The following is a 14,654-nucleotide window of genomic DNA, read 5'->3' on the forward strand; positions in this document are numbered from 1 at the left end:
GTCGGTCGGCGCGTTTAATCGGTGATGCGGCGCGTGAGGTAGCGCGCCACGTAGCCGGGAAAGGCCAGCACGATGAACATCGAAGCCGACACGGCATAGAACTCCCACTTCTGCGGGTAGATCTGGCCGAGGCGCGATTCGAGCGCCAGCGACAGGCCGCCCACGATGAAGTACAAAACGATGAGTTCGCCCACCCGCATGATCCAGCCCTTGTCGCGCTTGAGCGGAAAGATGAGGAAAAAGCGGTTGGACAAGAACGGCAGGTTGGCGCCAATGATGGCCAACACCAGCACCAGCCAGACAGCGGACGATTGCATGGATAAGGGATTTCCGGAAGATGCGTGGTAATGGGAGGCAACAGCCCTGGGTCAGTGCAGCGAGTTGGCGATGGCCTGGTAGCACAGCGTCATCAAGCCGCCGGGGACGATTCCCAGCGCCAGCACCGACAAGCCGTTGAGCGACATCAGAACCCAGGCGGTCGGCGATGCCTGCACCTTGTGTTCCCGTGTCGGCGCGTCAAAATACATCGTCTTGATCATGCGCAGATAGTAGAAGGCGCCGACCACGGACAGGATCACCGCGAGCACGACGAGCCAGACGCGGCCTGTGGCGAGCAAGACCGAAAGCACTTCGAATTTGGCATAGAACCCGGCGAACGGCGGCAGGCCGGCAAGCGAGAACATCAGGAAGGTCATGATGCCAGCCAGCCAAGGATGCGTCTTGCCCAGCCCGGCGAAATCCTGGATGTCTTCGGCCTCGAAACCCTGGTGGGCCATGAACATGATGATGCCGAAGGTCCCGAGCGTGGTGAGCACATAGATCACGAGGTAGAACAAGGAGGCGCTGTAGGCCACCGAAGCCGAAATGCCGTTGCCGTTGATCATGCCCGACATCAGCCCCAAGAGCATGAAGCCGATCTGGGCGATCGTGGAATAGGCCAGCATGCGCTTGAGATTGGTTTGCGCAATGGCGGCAAAGTTCCCGATGGCCATGGACAGCACGGCCAGCACCACCAGCATCTGCTGCCAGTCCATGGCCAGAGGGAACAGCCCTTCCACCAAGAGCCGGATGCTCATGGCGAAAGCGGCGAGCTTGGGTGCGCCCCCGACCAGCAAGACCACCGCGGTGGGAGCGCCCTGATAGACGTCGGGAATCCACATGTGAAACGGGGCGGCGCCGAGCTTGAAGGCCAGTCCGGCGACGATGAACACGATCCCCATGACCAGCGCGGCGCGGTTGAGCGGTTCGAGCGAAATGGTCTTGAAGGCCACGGCCAGATCCAGCGAGCCGGTGGCGCCGTAGATCATGGACATGCCGTAGAGCAGGAAGCCCGACGCCAGCGCGCCGAGCACGAAATACTTCATGGCGGCCTCGGTGGCCAGCGCCGAGTCGCGGCGCAAGGCCACCAGCGCATACAGCGCCAGGGAAAGCAGTTCGAGCCCGAGATAGATGACCAGAAGGTTATTGCCGGAGATCATCACGAACTGGCCGAGCAGGGCAAACAGCGCGAGGCTGAACAGCTCGCCGCCCCACATGCCGCGATCCAGCGCGTAGCGCCGGGCGTAGATCAGGCTCATGCCCGTGGCCGCCGTGGTGAACAGCTTGAGCAGCATGGCCATGGGATCGACGATGACCATGCGGTCCATCGCGAACAGATCGAAGCCAGCCATGTAGTAAGCCGCGTTCAACACGAGCAGGACCAGCAGGGTGAACAAGGTCAGGCCATAGGCCACGCGATGCTCGGCGCCTTTGAAAAACAGGTCGGCGAGCATGACCACGCAAGCCATGATCAGCAGGAAGATCTCGGGATAGACCGCAATCCAGTTCATCGTGAAGGGGCAGGCTTACTGCAGTTTGGAAGCAGCGACATGCTGCAGGAGTTGGGTGACGCTGGCTTGCATCGGATCGGTGAAGAATTTGGGGTACAGGCCGAACCACAGCACGGCGGCCGCCAGGACGCCAAGGATGAGAAATTCGCGAGCGCCGATGTCCTTCAGCGCCGCGACGTGATCGTTGGCCACCGGGCCGAAGAACACGCGCTTGACCATCCACAAGGTGTAGCCCGCCGCCAGGATCAGCGTCGTCGCGGCAAGCAGGCCCAGCCAGAAGCTGCTCTTGACCGCGGCCAGGATCACCATCCATTCGCCGACGAAGCCGCTGGTCCCCGGCAAGCCGGCATTGGCCATGCCGAACAGCACGGCGAACGCGGCGAAGCGCGGCATGGGGCCGGTCACTCCGCCATAGTCGGCGATCTGCCGGGTGTGCATGCGGTCGTACAGCACGCCGATGCTCATGAACATGGCACCCGAGACGAAGCCGTGCGAGATCATCTGCACCAGCCCGCCCTGCACGCCCAGGTCGGAGAACAGGAAGAAGCCCAGGGTGACGAAACCCATGTGCGCGATGGACGAGTAGGCGACCAGCTTTTTCATGTCGGTCTGCACCATCGCCACCAGGCCGATGTAGATGACCGCGATGATGGACAGGGCGATGACCACCGGCGCCAGTTCATGGCTGGCGTCCGGCACGATGGGCAGCACGAAGCGCACGAAGCCGTAGGCGCCGAGCTTGAGCATGATGGCCGCCAGCACGATGGAGCCCCCGGTCGGCGCCTCGACGTGCGCATCGGGCAGCCAGGTGTGGACCGGCCACATCGGGATCTTGACCGCGAAGGCGAAGAAGAAGGCCACGAACAGCAGGATCTGCGCCATGCGCGACAGCGGCACGGTGTACCAGTCGAGGATGTTGAAGCTGCCGCCCGACTGGAAGTACAGATAGATCAGCGCGACCAGCATCAGCAGCGAGCCGAGCAGGGTGTAGAGGAAGAACTTGAACGCCGCATAGACCCGGCGCGGACCGCCCCAGATGCCGATGATGAGGTACATCGGAATCAACGTGGCCTCGAAGAAGACGTAAAACAGGATGCCGTCGAGCGCGCAGAACACCCCCACCATCAACCCGGAGAGGATGAGGAAGGACGCCATGTAGAGCGGCACGCGCTCGGTGATCACCTCCCAGCCGGCAATCACGGTGATGACGGTGATGAAGGCCGTCAGCGGGATGAACCACAGGGAAATGCCGTCGATGCCGAGGTGGTAGTGGATGTTGAACGGCTCGATCCAGGGCGCGCGCTCGACGAACTGCATGCCGGCGTCGGCCATGTTGAACCCGGTGACCAGCGGGATGGTCACGAGCAAGCTCAGCAAGGCGCCGACCAGCGCCAGCCAGCGCATGGCAGGGGCGTTGGTCTCGCGCCCGAGCAGCAGGATCAGGATGCCGAAGGCGATGGGCGTCCAGATGGACAGGCTCAGCAAGGGTAGCGATTGCATAGGGTTGAACGAAAGCCGCGGGCCCTGTTGGATTTATCGGATGAACCAGCCGGACAACAACTTGCCCGGAACGAACAGCCACATGAACACCACGACTCCGGCGATCATCGCCAGGGCGTAGTAGTAGATGAAGCCGGTCTGCAATTGGCGGATGAGGCCTGCGGCAATCCCGACCAGGCGGGCAGTGCCGTTCACCACCACACCATCGATCAGCCCGGCGTCGGCGCCTTTCCAGAGCCCCCTGCCGACGAGGCGGGTTCCCGCAGCGATGATGTGCTCGTTGATCCAGTCCATGTAGTACTTGTGGTCGAGCAGGGTGTAGACGGGTTTGAACATGCGCTCCATCGTCGCCGGGAACGCCAGGTTGACCATATAGCTGTAATACGCCACGGCAACGCCGGCCGCCGCCAGCCACAGCGGCAGCGAAGCGAAGGCGTGCAAGGTCATCAGGAGCGGGCCATGGAAATGCTCGGCCAAGTCGGCCATGGCCGGGTGCGCCGCGGTGTCGACCGTGATGGCGCCGTTGAAAAAACCACCGAACAGCAGCGGCTGGATGGCGAAATAGCCGATGACCGCGGAGGGAATGGCCAGCAGGATCAGCGGCAGCGTGACCACCCAGGGCGACTCGTGCGGTTCGAGCGCGGCGTGGTGCCCGCCATCATGGCCGTGTTCGTCATGTCCCGGCAGGTCGCGGAATCGCTCCTTGCCGTGAAACACCAGGAAGTAAAGGCGGAAGGAATACAGCGCCGTGACGAACACGCTGGCCGTGACCGCGAAGCTGGCGAATCCCGCGCCCGGCAGGTGGCTTGCGGCCACCGCCTCGATGATGCTGTCCTTGGAGTAGAAGCCGGAGAAGAAAGGCGTGCCGATCAGGGCCAGCGAGCCCACCAGGAAGGTGATCCAGGTGATGGGCATGTACTTGCGCAGGCCGCCCATGTGGCGGATGTCCTGGTCGTGGTGCATGCCGATGATGACCGAGCCGGCCGCCAGGAACAGCAGGGCCTTGAAGAAGGCGTGGGTCATCAGGTGGAAGATGGCCACCGAATAGGCCGAGGCCCCCAGCGCCACCGTCATGTAGCCGAGCTGGGACAGCGTGGAATAGGCGATGACGCGCTTGATGTCGTTCTGGATCACGCCGAGGAAACCCATGAACAGGGCCGTGATGCCGCCGATGACCAGGATGAAGGACAGCGCGGTATTGGACAGCTCGAACAGCGGCGACATGCGCGCCACCATGAAAATGCCGGCCGTGACCATGGTGGCGGCGTGGATCAGGGCCGAGATGGGCGTGGGGCCCTCCATCGAATCGGGCAGCCAGACATGCAGCGGGAACTGCGCGCTCTTGCCCATCGCACCGATGAACAGACTGATGCAAATCACCGTGATCAGCATCCAGTCCGTGCCCGGGAAATGCAGCTGCGCCAGCGCGGGCGCCTTGGCGAAGATGTCGCTGTAGTTGAGGCTGCCGGTGTAGGCCAGCGCCAGGCCGATGCCCAGGATGAAGCCGAAATCGCCCACGCGGTTGACGACGAAGGCCTTGAGGTTGGCGAACACGGCCGACGGCTTGGTGTACCAGAAGCCGATGAGCAGATACGACACCAGGCCCACCGCCTCCCAGCCGAAGAACAGCTGCAGCATGTTGTTGCTCATCACCAGCATCAGCATGCTGAAGGTGAACAAGCTGATATAGGCGAAGAAGCGCTGGTAGCCCGGGTCGTCCGACATATAGCCGATGGTGTAGACGTGCACCATCAGTGAGACGAAGGTGACGATCACCATCATCAGCGCCGAAAGGCTGTCGATCAGGAAGCCGACATCCATCTTGAGGCTGCCGACCTGCATCCAGGTGTAGACCGTGGCGTTGTAGTGGGCGCCGCCGATGACCTGGATCAGCACCCAGACCGACAGGACGCACGAAAGGCCGACACCGGCGATGGTGACGACGTGCGAGCCTGTGCGTCCGATGCTCCGTCCGAACAGCCCGGCGATGACGGCCCCCGCCAAGGGAGCCAGCGCGATGACGAGCAGAAGCGTGGGATTGAGCGTGTCAGCCATGCCTTAACCCTTGAGATGATCGAGTTCATCCACGTTGATCGTGGACAGGTTGCGGAACAGCACCACCAGAATCGCCAGCCCGATGGCCGACTCGGCCGCGGCCACGGTGAGGATGAAAAACACGAACACCTGTCCCGCCATGTCCTGCAGGTAATGCGAGAACGCGATGAAGTTGAGGTTGACCGCGAGCAGCATCAGCTCGATGGCCATGAGCAAGACGATCAGGTTGCGGCGGTTGAGGAAGATGCCCACCACCGAAATGGCGAACAGGATGGCGCCCAGCACGAGGTAATGGGCCAGACTGAGGGATCCCAACATGGCTTACTCCTTGCCTTCGGCTTTCATCTGCACCAGGCGCACGCGGTCCTCGCGCCGCACCTTGATCTGCTCGGAGACCTGAATCGTCTTGGTGTCCTTGCGACGACGCAGGGTCAGTGAAATGGCGGCGATGATGGCGACCAGCAAAATGACCGCCGCGATTTCAAGCGGGTAGAGATACCGCGTATAGAGCACCAGCCCCAGGGCATTGGTATTGGGCAGTTGCGCGAGCGCGTGTGCCACCGGAGTGACCGCCTGGCCTGCGGCCTGGGCCGCCGCGGTCTGGCCCCCGATCTGGAACGCCTGCATCAGCACGGCGGACATCTCCAGGATGATGAGTGCGCCGACCAGCGCCGCAACCGGGAAATAGCGCCAGAAACCCTGGCGCAGGCGATCGAGGTTGATGTCGAGCATCATCACCACGAACAGGAACAGCACCATCACCGCCCCGACATACACCAGCACCAGCACGATGGCGAGGAATTCGGCCTTCAGCAGCATCCAGATCGTCGATGCCTGGAAGAACGCCAGCACGAGATACAGCGCCGAATGCACCGGGTTGCGCGCGGTGATCACGCGGAACGCGGCGAACAACAGGACGACGGAAAACAGATAGAACAGCGCGGTTTGGATGCTCATGATCGGATGGTTTCGACAGCGCGGGAAAACTGCGCAAGGCTTGACGCAGGCAAGCTTGCTCGATGCACTGGCAATGAGGAGAGGCTTCCAGCCGGGTCAAGTCCGAGCCGGCATGGCCGCCTTCAGCGGAATTTGGCGTCGGCCTCCTTGTTGGGGGCGATTTCGTGCTCGTAGCGGTCACCCACGGCCAGCAGCATGTCCTTGGTGAAATACAGATCACCGCGCTGCTCGCCGTGGTACTCGAAGATATGGGTTTCGACGATGGAATCGACCGGACAGCTTTCCTCGCAGAAGCCGCAGAAAATGCACTTGGTCAGGTCGATGTCGTAGCGCGTGGTGCGGCGCGTGCCGTCATCGCGCTGCTCGGACTCGATGGTAATGGCCAGCGCCGGGCAAACCGCCTCGCAGAGCTTGCAGGCGATGCAGCGCTCCTCGCCGTTGGGGTAGCGGCGCAGCGCATGCAGGCCGCGGAAACGCGGCGACATCGGCGTCTTCTCCTCCGGGTACTGCACCGTGATCTTGCGCCGGAAGGCGTGCTTGCCGGTCAGGGCCAGACCCTTGACGAGTTCGACCAGGAAAAAGCTGTTGAAGGTGTCGCGGACTGCGGCCATGGCTGTGTGTTCTCCGTTTCAGTGCCAGATCGACCAGGGCGTTTGCATCCACGCGCCGATCAGGACCAGCCAGACCAAGGTGACGGGAATGAAGATCTTCCAGCCCAGGCGCATGATCTGGTCATAGCGATAGCGCGGGAAGGTGGCTCGCACCCAGAGAAAGATCGACACCACCAGGAAGGCCTTGACACCGAGCCAGATCCACCCGGGAATGAAACCGAGAAAAGCCACCGGGGCATCCCAGCCGCCGAGGAACATGATGCTGGCGAGGAAGGACACCAGGATCATGTTCGCGTATTCGGCGAGGAAGAACAGCGCGAACGACATGCCCGAATATTCGACCATATGCCCGGCCACGATCTCGGACTCGCCTTCGACCACGTCGAAGGGATGGCGGTTGGTTTCGGCGATGCCGGAAATGAGGTAGACGACGAAAATCGGCAGCAGGGGCAGCCAGTTCCAGGACAGGAAGTTCAGCCCCATGCCGGCAAACTGGCCCTTCTGCTGGCCGGCCACGATGGCGCTCAGATTGAGGCTGCCGGAGACCATCAGCACGATCACCAGACAAAAGCCCATGGCGATTTCGTAGCTCACCATCTGCGCCGATGCCCGCATCGCGCCGAGAAAGGCGTATTTGGAGTTGGATGCCCAGCCGGCGATGATGATGCCGTACACCTCCAGCGAGGTGATGGCGAGAATCAGCAGCAACCCCGCATTCACGTTGGCCAACGCCACGTCGGGCCCGAAGGGCATGACCGACCACGCGGCCAGCGCCGGCATGATGGTCATGATGGGGCCGAGAATGAACAGGAACTGGCTGGACTTGGTCGGGACGATGATTTCCTTGAAGATGAACTTCAAGCCGTCGGCGATAGGCTGCAGCAAGCCGTAGGGACCGACCCGATTCGGGCCGATGCGGATCTGGATCCAGCCGATGAGCTTGCGCTCCCACAGCGTGAGATAGGCCACGGCGATGAACAGCGGCAGGACGATGGCGACGATCTTGATCACCGTCCATACCACCGGCCAGGCCACGGGCCCGAGCAGTTGCAAACCACCGGAGTTGAAGGCGTCGAACATGGGTCAGACCTTGTGGACGGAGACGGCGCCGAACAACGCGCCGAGACTGGCCGTGGCAGGATGTGCCGTCGGGATTCGCACCACGCCGGCAGCCAACCCGGCATCCAGCCTGGCCGGCAATTCGGCGGAGAAGGGACCTTGCTTCACGGTGACGCGATCGCCCGGCTGCAAGCCCAGGCGTTCCCAGGCATCGGCAGGCAGGGCGATCTGCCCAGCCAGGCGCGCGTCGCGCGTTTGCTGCAACGAAGGCGCGCGGCGCACGATGGCGTCGCTGCGGTAGATGGGGACTTCGCTCAGGCGCTCGAACCCGGCATCGCCAGCTGGCTCCCGGCCGTTGGCCGACCCCAGGGTCTGCGACAGCGGCGGCGCCTCAGACCGCCCCAGACGCGCGGCAATATCCACGCCCTGCAATGCAGCCTCCCGCACGGCCTCGATGGCGTCGTACTCGAAACCGGCCAGACCGAGCTGGTCGGCCAGGACGCGCAGGACCTTCCACGCCGGACGCGATTGGCCGACCGAGGCCACGACCGGATTAAAGGACTGCAAGACACCTTCGCAATTCACGAAACTGCCCGCCGTTTCGCTGAAGGGCGCGATGGGCAGCATGACCTGGGCATAGTCCATCGCGCCATGCTTGTAGGCGCTCAGGGCCACGACGAAGGCGGATTTGCGCATCGCCTCGAGGGCTGCGGCCCCGCGCGGCGTGTCGAACTCGGGCTCGACGTTCAGCAACAGCATGGCGGCAGGCGGCGCATCCAGCATTTGCGCCGCGTTCAATCCGCCCTGACGCGGCTTTGCGTCCACGAGGTGCGCGCCAACCGTATTGCCCGCCTCCACCGTATAGCCGAAACTCGCCCCCGTGTTGTCGGCAAGCCAGCGCGCCAGAGCCGCCAGCTGGGTGGCTTCGGGATGCTGGGCCGCGGCGTTGCCGAGCAGCACGGCCTTGCGTTCCCCGGCCATCAGACTTTGCGCGATGCGCTGGGCGGCTTCGCCAGGGCGCACGCTCGCGACTGCCACGGGGCGCCCGATGCCCTTGGCATCGGCGACACCGGCCGCCACTTCGGCCAGCAGGGACACCCAGGCACTGGGAGCGGCGATGAGCCGTGCATGCACGGGCATGAGCAAGTCGTCGTCTGCCGCGTGCAGCACGCTGAGCTTGCAGCCTGATTTGCAAGCGCGGCGCAGCTTGGCGGCGAGGAGGGGATGATCCTTGCGCAGGAAGGATCCGATGACGAAAGCGGACTGCAGACGTCGCACATCGGCGATGGGCAGGCCCAGCCAGGGAATGCCGTGGCCGACGGCATCGTGCGAGAAGTCGGCATGGCGCAAGCGGAAATCGATGTTCTCGCTCCCCAAGGCGCGCACCAGTTTGCCCAGCAGGAACAACTCCTCGAGCGTGCTGTCGGCGGTGGCCAGCGCCCCCAGGGCCCGGGCGCCGTCCACCTCGATGACGCGGCGCAAACCCTGCGCGACATAGCCCAGCGCCGTGGGCCAGTCTGTCTCACGCCACGTCCCGTCGTCGCGAATCATGGGGCGGGTCAGGCGCTCCGAGCTATTGAGCCCCTCGTAGCTGAAACGATCGCGGTCGGAAATCCAGCATTCGTTGATGGCCTCGTTGTCCTGCGGCACCACACGCATGACCTTGTTGTTCTTCACCTGCATCACCAGGTTGCTGCCCAGGCTGTCGTGCGGACTCACGGACGCGCGGCGCGTGAGCTCCCAGGTGCGCGCGGCGAAGCGAAAGGGTTTGCTGGTGAGCGCGCCGACCGGGCAAATGTCGATCATATTGCCCGACAACTCGGAGTCGATCGAGCCTTCGAGGAAGGTGGTGATCTCGGAATGCTCGCCGCGATGGACCATGCCGAGCTCCATGATGCCCGCCACCTCCTGGCCGAAACGCACGCAGCGTGTGCAATGGATGCAGCGGCTCATCTCCTCCATCGCCACCAGGGGGCCGGCGTTCTTGTGGAACACGACGCGCTTTTCTTCCTGATAGCGCGAAGCCGACGCGCCGTAACCGACCGCCAAGTCCTGCAGCTGGCACTCGCCGCCCTGATCGCAGATCGGGCAATCCAGCGGGTGGTTGATGAGCAGCAACTCCATCACGCCCTTCTGGGCCTGCACCGCCTTGTCCGAATGGGTGCGCACGATCATGCCCTGCGCCACGGGCGTGGCGCAGGCCGGCAGGGGTTTGGGCGCCTTTTCCACGTCGACCAGGCACATGCGGCAATTGGCCGCGATGGACAGCTTGGGGTGGTAGCAGAAGTGCGGAACGTAGATGTCGAGCTTGTGCGCGGCGTCCATGACCATGGAGCCCTCGGGCACCTCGACCTTGCGACCGTCGATTTCCAGTTCAACCATGTCGTGTCAACCTCGTGTGCAGGGTCTGCGGCTTGGCGTCGATGGCGTCAAACATACGCGGGAACCATGCAGGTCTTGTGTTCAATGTGATGCTCGAACTCGGCGCGGAAATGCTTGATGAAGGATTTCACCGGCATGGCCGCCGCATCCCCCAGCGCGCAGATGGTGCGCCCTGCGATGTTGTCGGACACGGAGTTCAGCAATTCCAGATCTTCGGCGCGGCCCTGACCGTTTTCGATGCGGTGAACCATGCGGTACAGCCATCCCGTGCCTTCGCGGCATGGCGTGCATTGCCCGCACGACTCATGCTGATAAAAGTACGACAGCCTCTGCAGCGACTTGACCATGCAGCGCGTGTCGTTGAGCACGATGACCGCGCCGGAACCGAGCATGGAGCCGGCCTTGGCGATGGAGTCGTAGTCCATCGTGCAGTCCATGACGATGTCCGCGGGCAGCACCGGCGCGGAAGATCCGCCGGGGATCACGGCCTTCAGCGCCCTGCCCCCGCGCATGCCCCCGGCCAGCGCCAGCAGCTTGGAGAACGGCGTGCCCATCGGCACCTCGTAGTTGCCCGGCAGCGCCACGTCGCCCGAGACCGAATAGATCTTGGTGCCGCCGTTGTTCGGTTTACCGACCTCGAGATAGGCCTGGCCGCCATTGCGAATGATCCAGGGCACCGCGGCGAAAGTCTCGGTGTTGTTGATCGTGGTGGGCTTGCCGTACAGGCCATAACTGGCGGGGAATGGAGGCTTGAAGCGGGGCTGCCCCTTCTTGCCTTCGAGCGACTCCAGCAGCGCCGTTTCCTCGCCACAGATGTAGGCGCCGAAGCCGTGCGAGGCGTGCAACTGGAAGCTGAACGAACTGCCAAGAATGTTGTTGCCGAGAAAACCTGCGGCGCGCGCCTCTTCCAAGGCTTCCTCGAAACGCTCGTAATCCTCGAAGATCTCGCCGTGAATGTAGTTGTAGCCGACGCTGATGCCCATGGCGTAGGCGGCGATCGCCATGCCTTCGATGACGATGTGCGGATTGAAGCGCAGGATGTCGCGGTCCTTGAAGGTTCCGGGCTCGCCTTCGTCGGAATTGCACACCAGATACTTCTGACCCGGAAACTGCCGTGGCATGAAACTCCACTTCAAACCGGTCGGAAAACCGGCGCCGCCCCGCCCGCGCAGGGCCGAGAGCTTGACCTCGGCGATCACTTGCTCCGGCGTCATGCCGGGGCCGCCGTCAGCGCCGAGAATCTTGCGCAATGCCTGGTAGCCGTCGCGCGCGACATAGCCGCTCAGGCCCCAGTTCTTGCCATCCAACCCGAGCAGGATCTGCGGGCTCAGATGACGGCCGTGGAAGCAGGTTTCCAGGCCGCTCGATGTTCCAGCCTTCATGCCGCTCCCCCTCGCGCCGCGTCGGCCCTGAGTTCGTCGATCAGAGCGTCGAGTTGAGCGTGATTCAGATAACTGCACATGCGACGGTCGTTGACCAAGGCGACGGGCGCATCACCGCAAGCCCCCAGACACTCGCTTTCCTGCAGCGTGAACAAACCATCCGGTGTGGTCTCCCCCAGTGCCACGCCGAGCTTCTCGCTCAGATACTGGGCCGCTTGCATGCCGCCGCTCAATTGGCACGGCAGATTGGTGCAGATGTTCAATTTGTAGCGTCCCACCGGCTTGGTGTTGAACATGTTGTAGAAGGTCACCACTTCGTGCACGGCGATGGCCGGCATGCCGATGTAGTCAGCGACGTCGCGCTCGGCATCGGGCGAAACCCAGCCGCTTTCCTGTTGCACGATGGACAACGCAGCGATGACTGCCGACTGCCTCTGATCAGCGGGGTATTTGGCCAATTCGCGATCGATGCGCTGGCGGGTCGATTCAGACAACATGGGATTCACCGGTCAATTTCGCCGAACACGATGTCCATCGTGCCGATGATGGCCACGGCGTCGGCAATCATGTGGCCGCGCGACATTTCGTCCATCGCGGCAAGATGCGCAAAGCCAGGGGCGCGGATCTTCAGACGGAAGGGTTTGTTCGCGCCGTCGGAGACGAGATAAATGCCGAACTCGCCCTTGGGATGCTCCACGGCCGCATAGGCCTGTCCTTCGGGCACGTGGAACCCCTCGGAGAACAGCTTGAAGTGATGAATGAGCTGTTCCATGCTGGTCTTCATCTCGACCCGCGATGGCGGAGCCACCTTGTGGTTGTCGGTGATGACCGGCCCTGGATTGGCGCGCAGCCAAGCCACGCACTGCTGGATGATGCGATTGGACTGGCGCATCTCCTCCATGCGCACCAGATAGCGGTCGTAGCAGTCGCCTTCCTTGCCCACGGGAATGTCGAAGTCCATCCGGTCGTAGACGTCATAGGGCTGGTTCTTGCGCAAGTCCCAGACGATGCCAGAACCGCGCAGCATGGGGCCCGTGAAACCGAGTTGCAAGGCGCGCTCGGGAGACACGACGCCGATGCCAACCGTGCGCTGCTTCCAAATGCGGTTGTCCGTCAACAAGGTTTCGTATTCATCGACGTACTTGGGAAAGCGCTGGGTGAAGTCGTCGATGAAGTCCAGCAACGATCCGCTTCGATTGCTATTCAGCGCCTTGGTCTCGCGGGGACCGTGGACGCTGGATTCGCGGTACTGCGGCATGGAGTCGGGCAGGTCGCGATACACGCCGCCCGGACGGAAATAGGCGGCATGCATGCGGGCACCCGAAGCCGCCTCGTACATGTCGAACAGATCCTCCCGCTCACGGAAGGCGTAGAGGAAGATGGTCATCGCGCCGCAGTCCAGCCCGTGCGCACCCAGCCAAAGCAGGTGGTTCAGCAAGCGCGTGATCTCGGCGAACATGACGCGGATGTACTGCGCGCGCTCCGGCACCTCGATGCCGAGGAGTTTCTCGATCGCCAGCACATAGGCGTGCTCGTTGCACATCATCGACACATAGTCCAGCCTGTCCATATAGGGCAGGGCCTGGATGTAGGTGCGCGTCTCCGCCAGTTTTTCGGTCGCGCGGTGCAGCAGCCCGATATGCGGATCGGCGCGCTGGATGACCTCGCCATCGAGTTCCAGGACAAGACGAAGGACGCCATGCGCCGCCGGATGCTGCGGGCCGAAATTCAGCGTGTAGTTCTTGATTTCTGCCATGGCTTGCTCAGTGTTTCAGGCCGCCGTAGCCGGCTTCGCGCACGATGCGGGGCACGATCTCGCGCGGCTCGATGGTCACGGGCTGGTAGATCACGCGCCTGGCTTCGGGGTCATAGCGCATCTCGACCGTACCGCTGATCGGGAAGTCCTTGCGGAAGGGGTGCCCGATGAAGCCGTAGTCGGTCAGGATGCGGCGAAGATCGTTGTGCCCCTCGAACACCACGCCATAGAGATCGAATGCCTCGCGCTCGTACCAGTTGGCGCTGTTCCAGATGGAATCGACCGAAGGCACGATGGGAAAATCGTCGTCGGGACACCATACCCGCACCCGCACGCGATGATTGCAGTGCACGGACAGGAGGTGAAGCACCACCACATAGCGGCGCCCGTCCCAAGGGGCGTTCGCATACCCTTGGTAGTCGACCGCGCAGAGGTCGATGAGCTGCTCGAAACGCAGGGATTCGTGATCGCGCAGGATGCGGCAGGCTTCGAGATATTCGGATGGCCGCACGTCCAGGGTCAGTTCACCCAAGTCCATCGACAATGGCGCGATGCGTTCACCCAAGTATTGCTGGAGATCGAGCTGAAGCTGTGCAAGTTTGCTGGTCATCGGGACGTGCGGTAAGTGCGCTGTGAACCGGGCTCAGCGCGCGATGGTGTTGGTTCGCCGAATCTTGTTCTGCAGCTGGATCAGGCCGTAGAGCAGCGCCTCCGCCGTGGGAGGGCAACCGGGCACGTAGACGTCGACCGGCACGATGCGATCACAGCCGCGCACCACCGAATAGGAGTAGTGGTAGTAACCGCCACCGTTGGCGCAGGACCCCATGGAGACCACCCAGCGAGGCTCGGCCATTTGGTCGTAGACCTTCCGCAGCGCCGGGGCCATCTTGTTGCACAGGGTTCCGGCCACGATCATCAGGTCGGACTGGCGCGGGCTGGGACGAAACACGATGCCGAAGCGGTCGAGGTCGTAACGCGCGGCACCGGCATGCATCATTTCGACGGCGCAGCAAGCCAGGCCAAAGGTCATGGGCCAAAGCGATCCCGTGCGCGTCCAGTTGATCAGCTTGTCGGCCGATGTGGTGATGAAGCCCTCGTTCAAAACGCCTTCGATGCTCATGCT

At 62.9% G+C, this 14,654-nt stretch carries 14 protein-coding genes; all 14 read right to left on the bottom strand.

What is annotated here, in order from left to right; translation table 11 throughout:
- Positions 1-14 precede the first annotated feature (14 nt).
- Complete coding sequence (locus THIARS_RS16830; RefSeq protein WP_094161893.1) at positions 15-317, bottom strand: DUF2818 family protein; 303 nt, start codon at positions 315-317, stop codon at positions 15-17.
- Positions 318-368: 51 nt separating this feature from the next.
- Positions 369-1,829: an NADH-quinone oxidoreductase subunit NuoN gene (gene nuoN, locus THIARS_RS16835; RefSeq protein WP_094161894.1), complete on the bottom strand. Its 1,461-nt coding sequence runs from the start codon at positions 1,827-1,829 to the stop codon at positions 369-371.
- Between the two features lie 15 nt (positions 1,830-1,844).
- Complete coding sequence (locus tag THIARS_RS16840) at positions 1,845-3,329, bottom strand: NADH-quinone oxidoreductase subunit M (RefSeq protein WP_094161895.1); 1,485 nt, start codon at positions 3,327-3,329, stop codon at positions 1,845-1,847.
- A 33-nt stretch (positions 3,330-3,362) separates the two neighbouring features.
- The gene (gene nuoL, locus THIARS_RS16845) at positions 3,363-5,384 is read right to left on the bottom strand and encodes an NADH-quinone oxidoreductase subunit L (protein WP_094161896.1); all 2,022 of its coding nucleotides are present in this window, start codon (positions 5,382-5,384) and stop codon (positions 3,363-3,365) included.
- Positions 5,385-5,387: 3 nt separating this feature from the next.
- Positions 5,388-5,702 carry an NADH-quinone oxidoreductase subunit NuoK gene (gene nuoK / locus THIARS_RS16850; RefSeq protein ID WP_031404013.1) on the bottom strand — a complete coding sequence of 105 codons (315 nt, stop codon included), beginning with the start codon at positions 5,700-5,702 and terminating at the stop codon, positions 5,388-5,390.
- Between the two features lie 3 nt (positions 5,703-5,705).
- Positions 5,706-6,341, bottom strand: coding sequence for an NADH-quinone oxidoreductase subunit J (locus THIARS_RS16855; RefSeq protein ID WP_094161897.1), 636 nt, complete (start codon positions 6,339-6,341; stop codon positions 5,706-5,708).
- Positions 6,342-6,463: 122 nt separating this feature from the next.
- Complete coding sequence (gene nuoI, locus THIARS_RS16860) at positions 6,464-6,952, bottom strand: NADH-quinone oxidoreductase subunit NuoI (protein WP_094161898.1); 489 nt, start codon at positions 6,950-6,952, stop codon at positions 6,464-6,466.
- Between the two features lie 18 nt (positions 6,953-6,970).
- Complete coding sequence (nuoH, locus tag THIARS_RS16865; RefSeq protein ID WP_094161899.1) at positions 6,971-8,032, bottom strand: NADH-quinone oxidoreductase subunit NuoH; 1,062 nt, start codon at positions 8,030-8,032, stop codon at positions 6,971-6,973.
- 3 nt (positions 8,033-8,035) lie between these two features.
- On the bottom strand, positions 8,036-10,393 hold the full coding sequence (nuoG, locus tag THIARS_RS16870) for an NADH-quinone oxidoreductase subunit NuoG (protein WP_094161900.1): 2,358 nt from the start codon (positions 10,391-10,393) through the stop codon (positions 8,036-8,038).
- A 47-nt stretch (positions 10,394-10,440) separates the two neighbouring features.
- A complete protein-coding gene (nuoF, locus tag THIARS_RS16875; RefSeq protein ID WP_094161901.1) occupies positions 10,441-11,775 on the bottom strand; it encodes an NADH-quinone oxidoreductase subunit NuoF in 1,335 nt (444 codons plus the stop codon).
- Complete coding sequence (nuoE, locus tag THIARS_RS16880; RefSeq protein WP_094161902.1) at positions 11,772-12,272, bottom strand: NADH-quinone oxidoreductase subunit NuoE; 501 nt, start codon at positions 12,270-12,272, stop codon at positions 11,772-11,774. Before nuoE ends, nuoF begins: the two co-directional genes overlap by 4 nt.
- Before the next feature lie 5 nt (positions 12,273-12,277).
- Entirely contained in the window at positions 12,278-13,531 is a 1,254-nt protein-coding gene (locus tag THIARS_RS16885) for an NADH-quinone oxidoreductase subunit D (RefSeq protein ID WP_094161903.1), read from the bottom strand.
- Positions 13,532-13,538: 7 nt separating this feature from the next.
- Positions 13,539-14,141: an NADH-quinone oxidoreductase subunit C gene (locus THIARS_RS16890; RefSeq protein WP_094161904.1), complete on the bottom strand. Its 603-nt coding sequence runs from the start codon at positions 14,139-14,141 to the stop codon at positions 13,539-13,541.
- Positions 14,142-14,174: 33 nt separating this feature from the next.
- Positions 14,175-14,651, bottom strand: a complete 477-nt coding sequence (locus THIARS_RS16895) for a NuoB/complex I 20 kDa subunit family protein (RefSeq protein WP_094161905.1) — start codon at positions 14,649-14,651, stop codon at positions 14,175-14,177.
- Positions 14,652-14,654: the final 3 nt, after the last annotated feature.

This window comes from Thiomonas delicata (genome assembly GCF_900088825.1).
In the GTDB taxonomy this organism is placed as follows: Bacteria; Pseudomonadota; Gammaproteobacteria; order Burkholderiales; family Burkholderiaceae_C; genus Thiomonas_A; species Thiomonas_A delicata.

Coding starts and splice junctions, on each gene's coding strand:
- THIARS_RS16830 (WP_094161893.1), bottom strand. CDS start 317: ATGCAATCGTCCGCTGTCTGGCTGGTGCTGGTGTTGGCCATCATTGGC.
- nuoN (WP_094161894.1), bottom strand. CDS start 1,829: ATGAACTGGATTGCGGTCTATCCCGAGATCTTCCTGCTGATCATGGCT.
- THIARS_RS16840 (WP_094161895.1), bottom strand. CDS start 3,329: ATGCAATCGCTACCCTTGCTGAGCCTGTCCATCTGGACGCCCATCGCC.
- nuoL (WP_094161896.1), bottom strand. CDS start 5,384: ATGGCTGACACGCTCAATCCCACGCTTCTGCTCGTCATCGCGCTGGCT.
- nuoK (WP_031404013.1), bottom strand. CDS start 5,702: ATGTTGGGATCCCTCAGTCTGGCCCATTACCTCGTGCTGGGCGCCATC.
- THIARS_RS16855 (WP_094161897.1), bottom strand. CDS start 6,341: ATGAGCATCCAAACCGCGCTGTTCTATCTGTTTTCCGTCGTCCTGTTG.
- nuoI (WP_094161898.1), bottom strand. CDS start 6,952: ATGGCCGCAGTCCGCGACACCTTCAACAGCTTTTTCCTGGTCGAACTC.
- nuoH (WP_094161899.1), bottom strand. CDS start 8,032: ATGTTCGACGCCTTCAACTCCGGTGGTTTGCAACTGCTCGGGCCCGTG.
- nuoG (WP_094161900.1), bottom strand. CDS start 10,393: ATGGTTGAACTGGAAATCGACGGTCGCAAGGTCGAGGTGCCCGAGGGC.
- nuoF (WP_094161901.1), bottom strand. CDS start 11,775: ATGAAGGCTGGAACATCGAGCGGCCTGGAAACCTGCTTCCACGGCCGT.
- nuoE (WP_094161902.1), bottom strand. CDS start 12,272: ATGTTGTCTGAATCGACCCGCCAGCGCATCGATCGCGAATTGGCCAAA.
- THIARS_RS16885 (WP_094161903.1), bottom strand. CDS start 13,531: ATGGCAGAAATCAAGAACTACACGCTGAATTTCGGCCCGCAGCATCCG.
- THIARS_RS16890 (WP_094161904.1), bottom strand. CDS start 14,141: ATGACCAGCAAACTTGCACAGCTTCAGCTCGATCTCCAGCAATACTTG.
- THIARS_RS16895 (WP_094161905.1), bottom strand. CDS start 14,651: ATGAGCATCGAAGGCGTTTTGAACGAGGGCTTCATCACCACATCGGCC.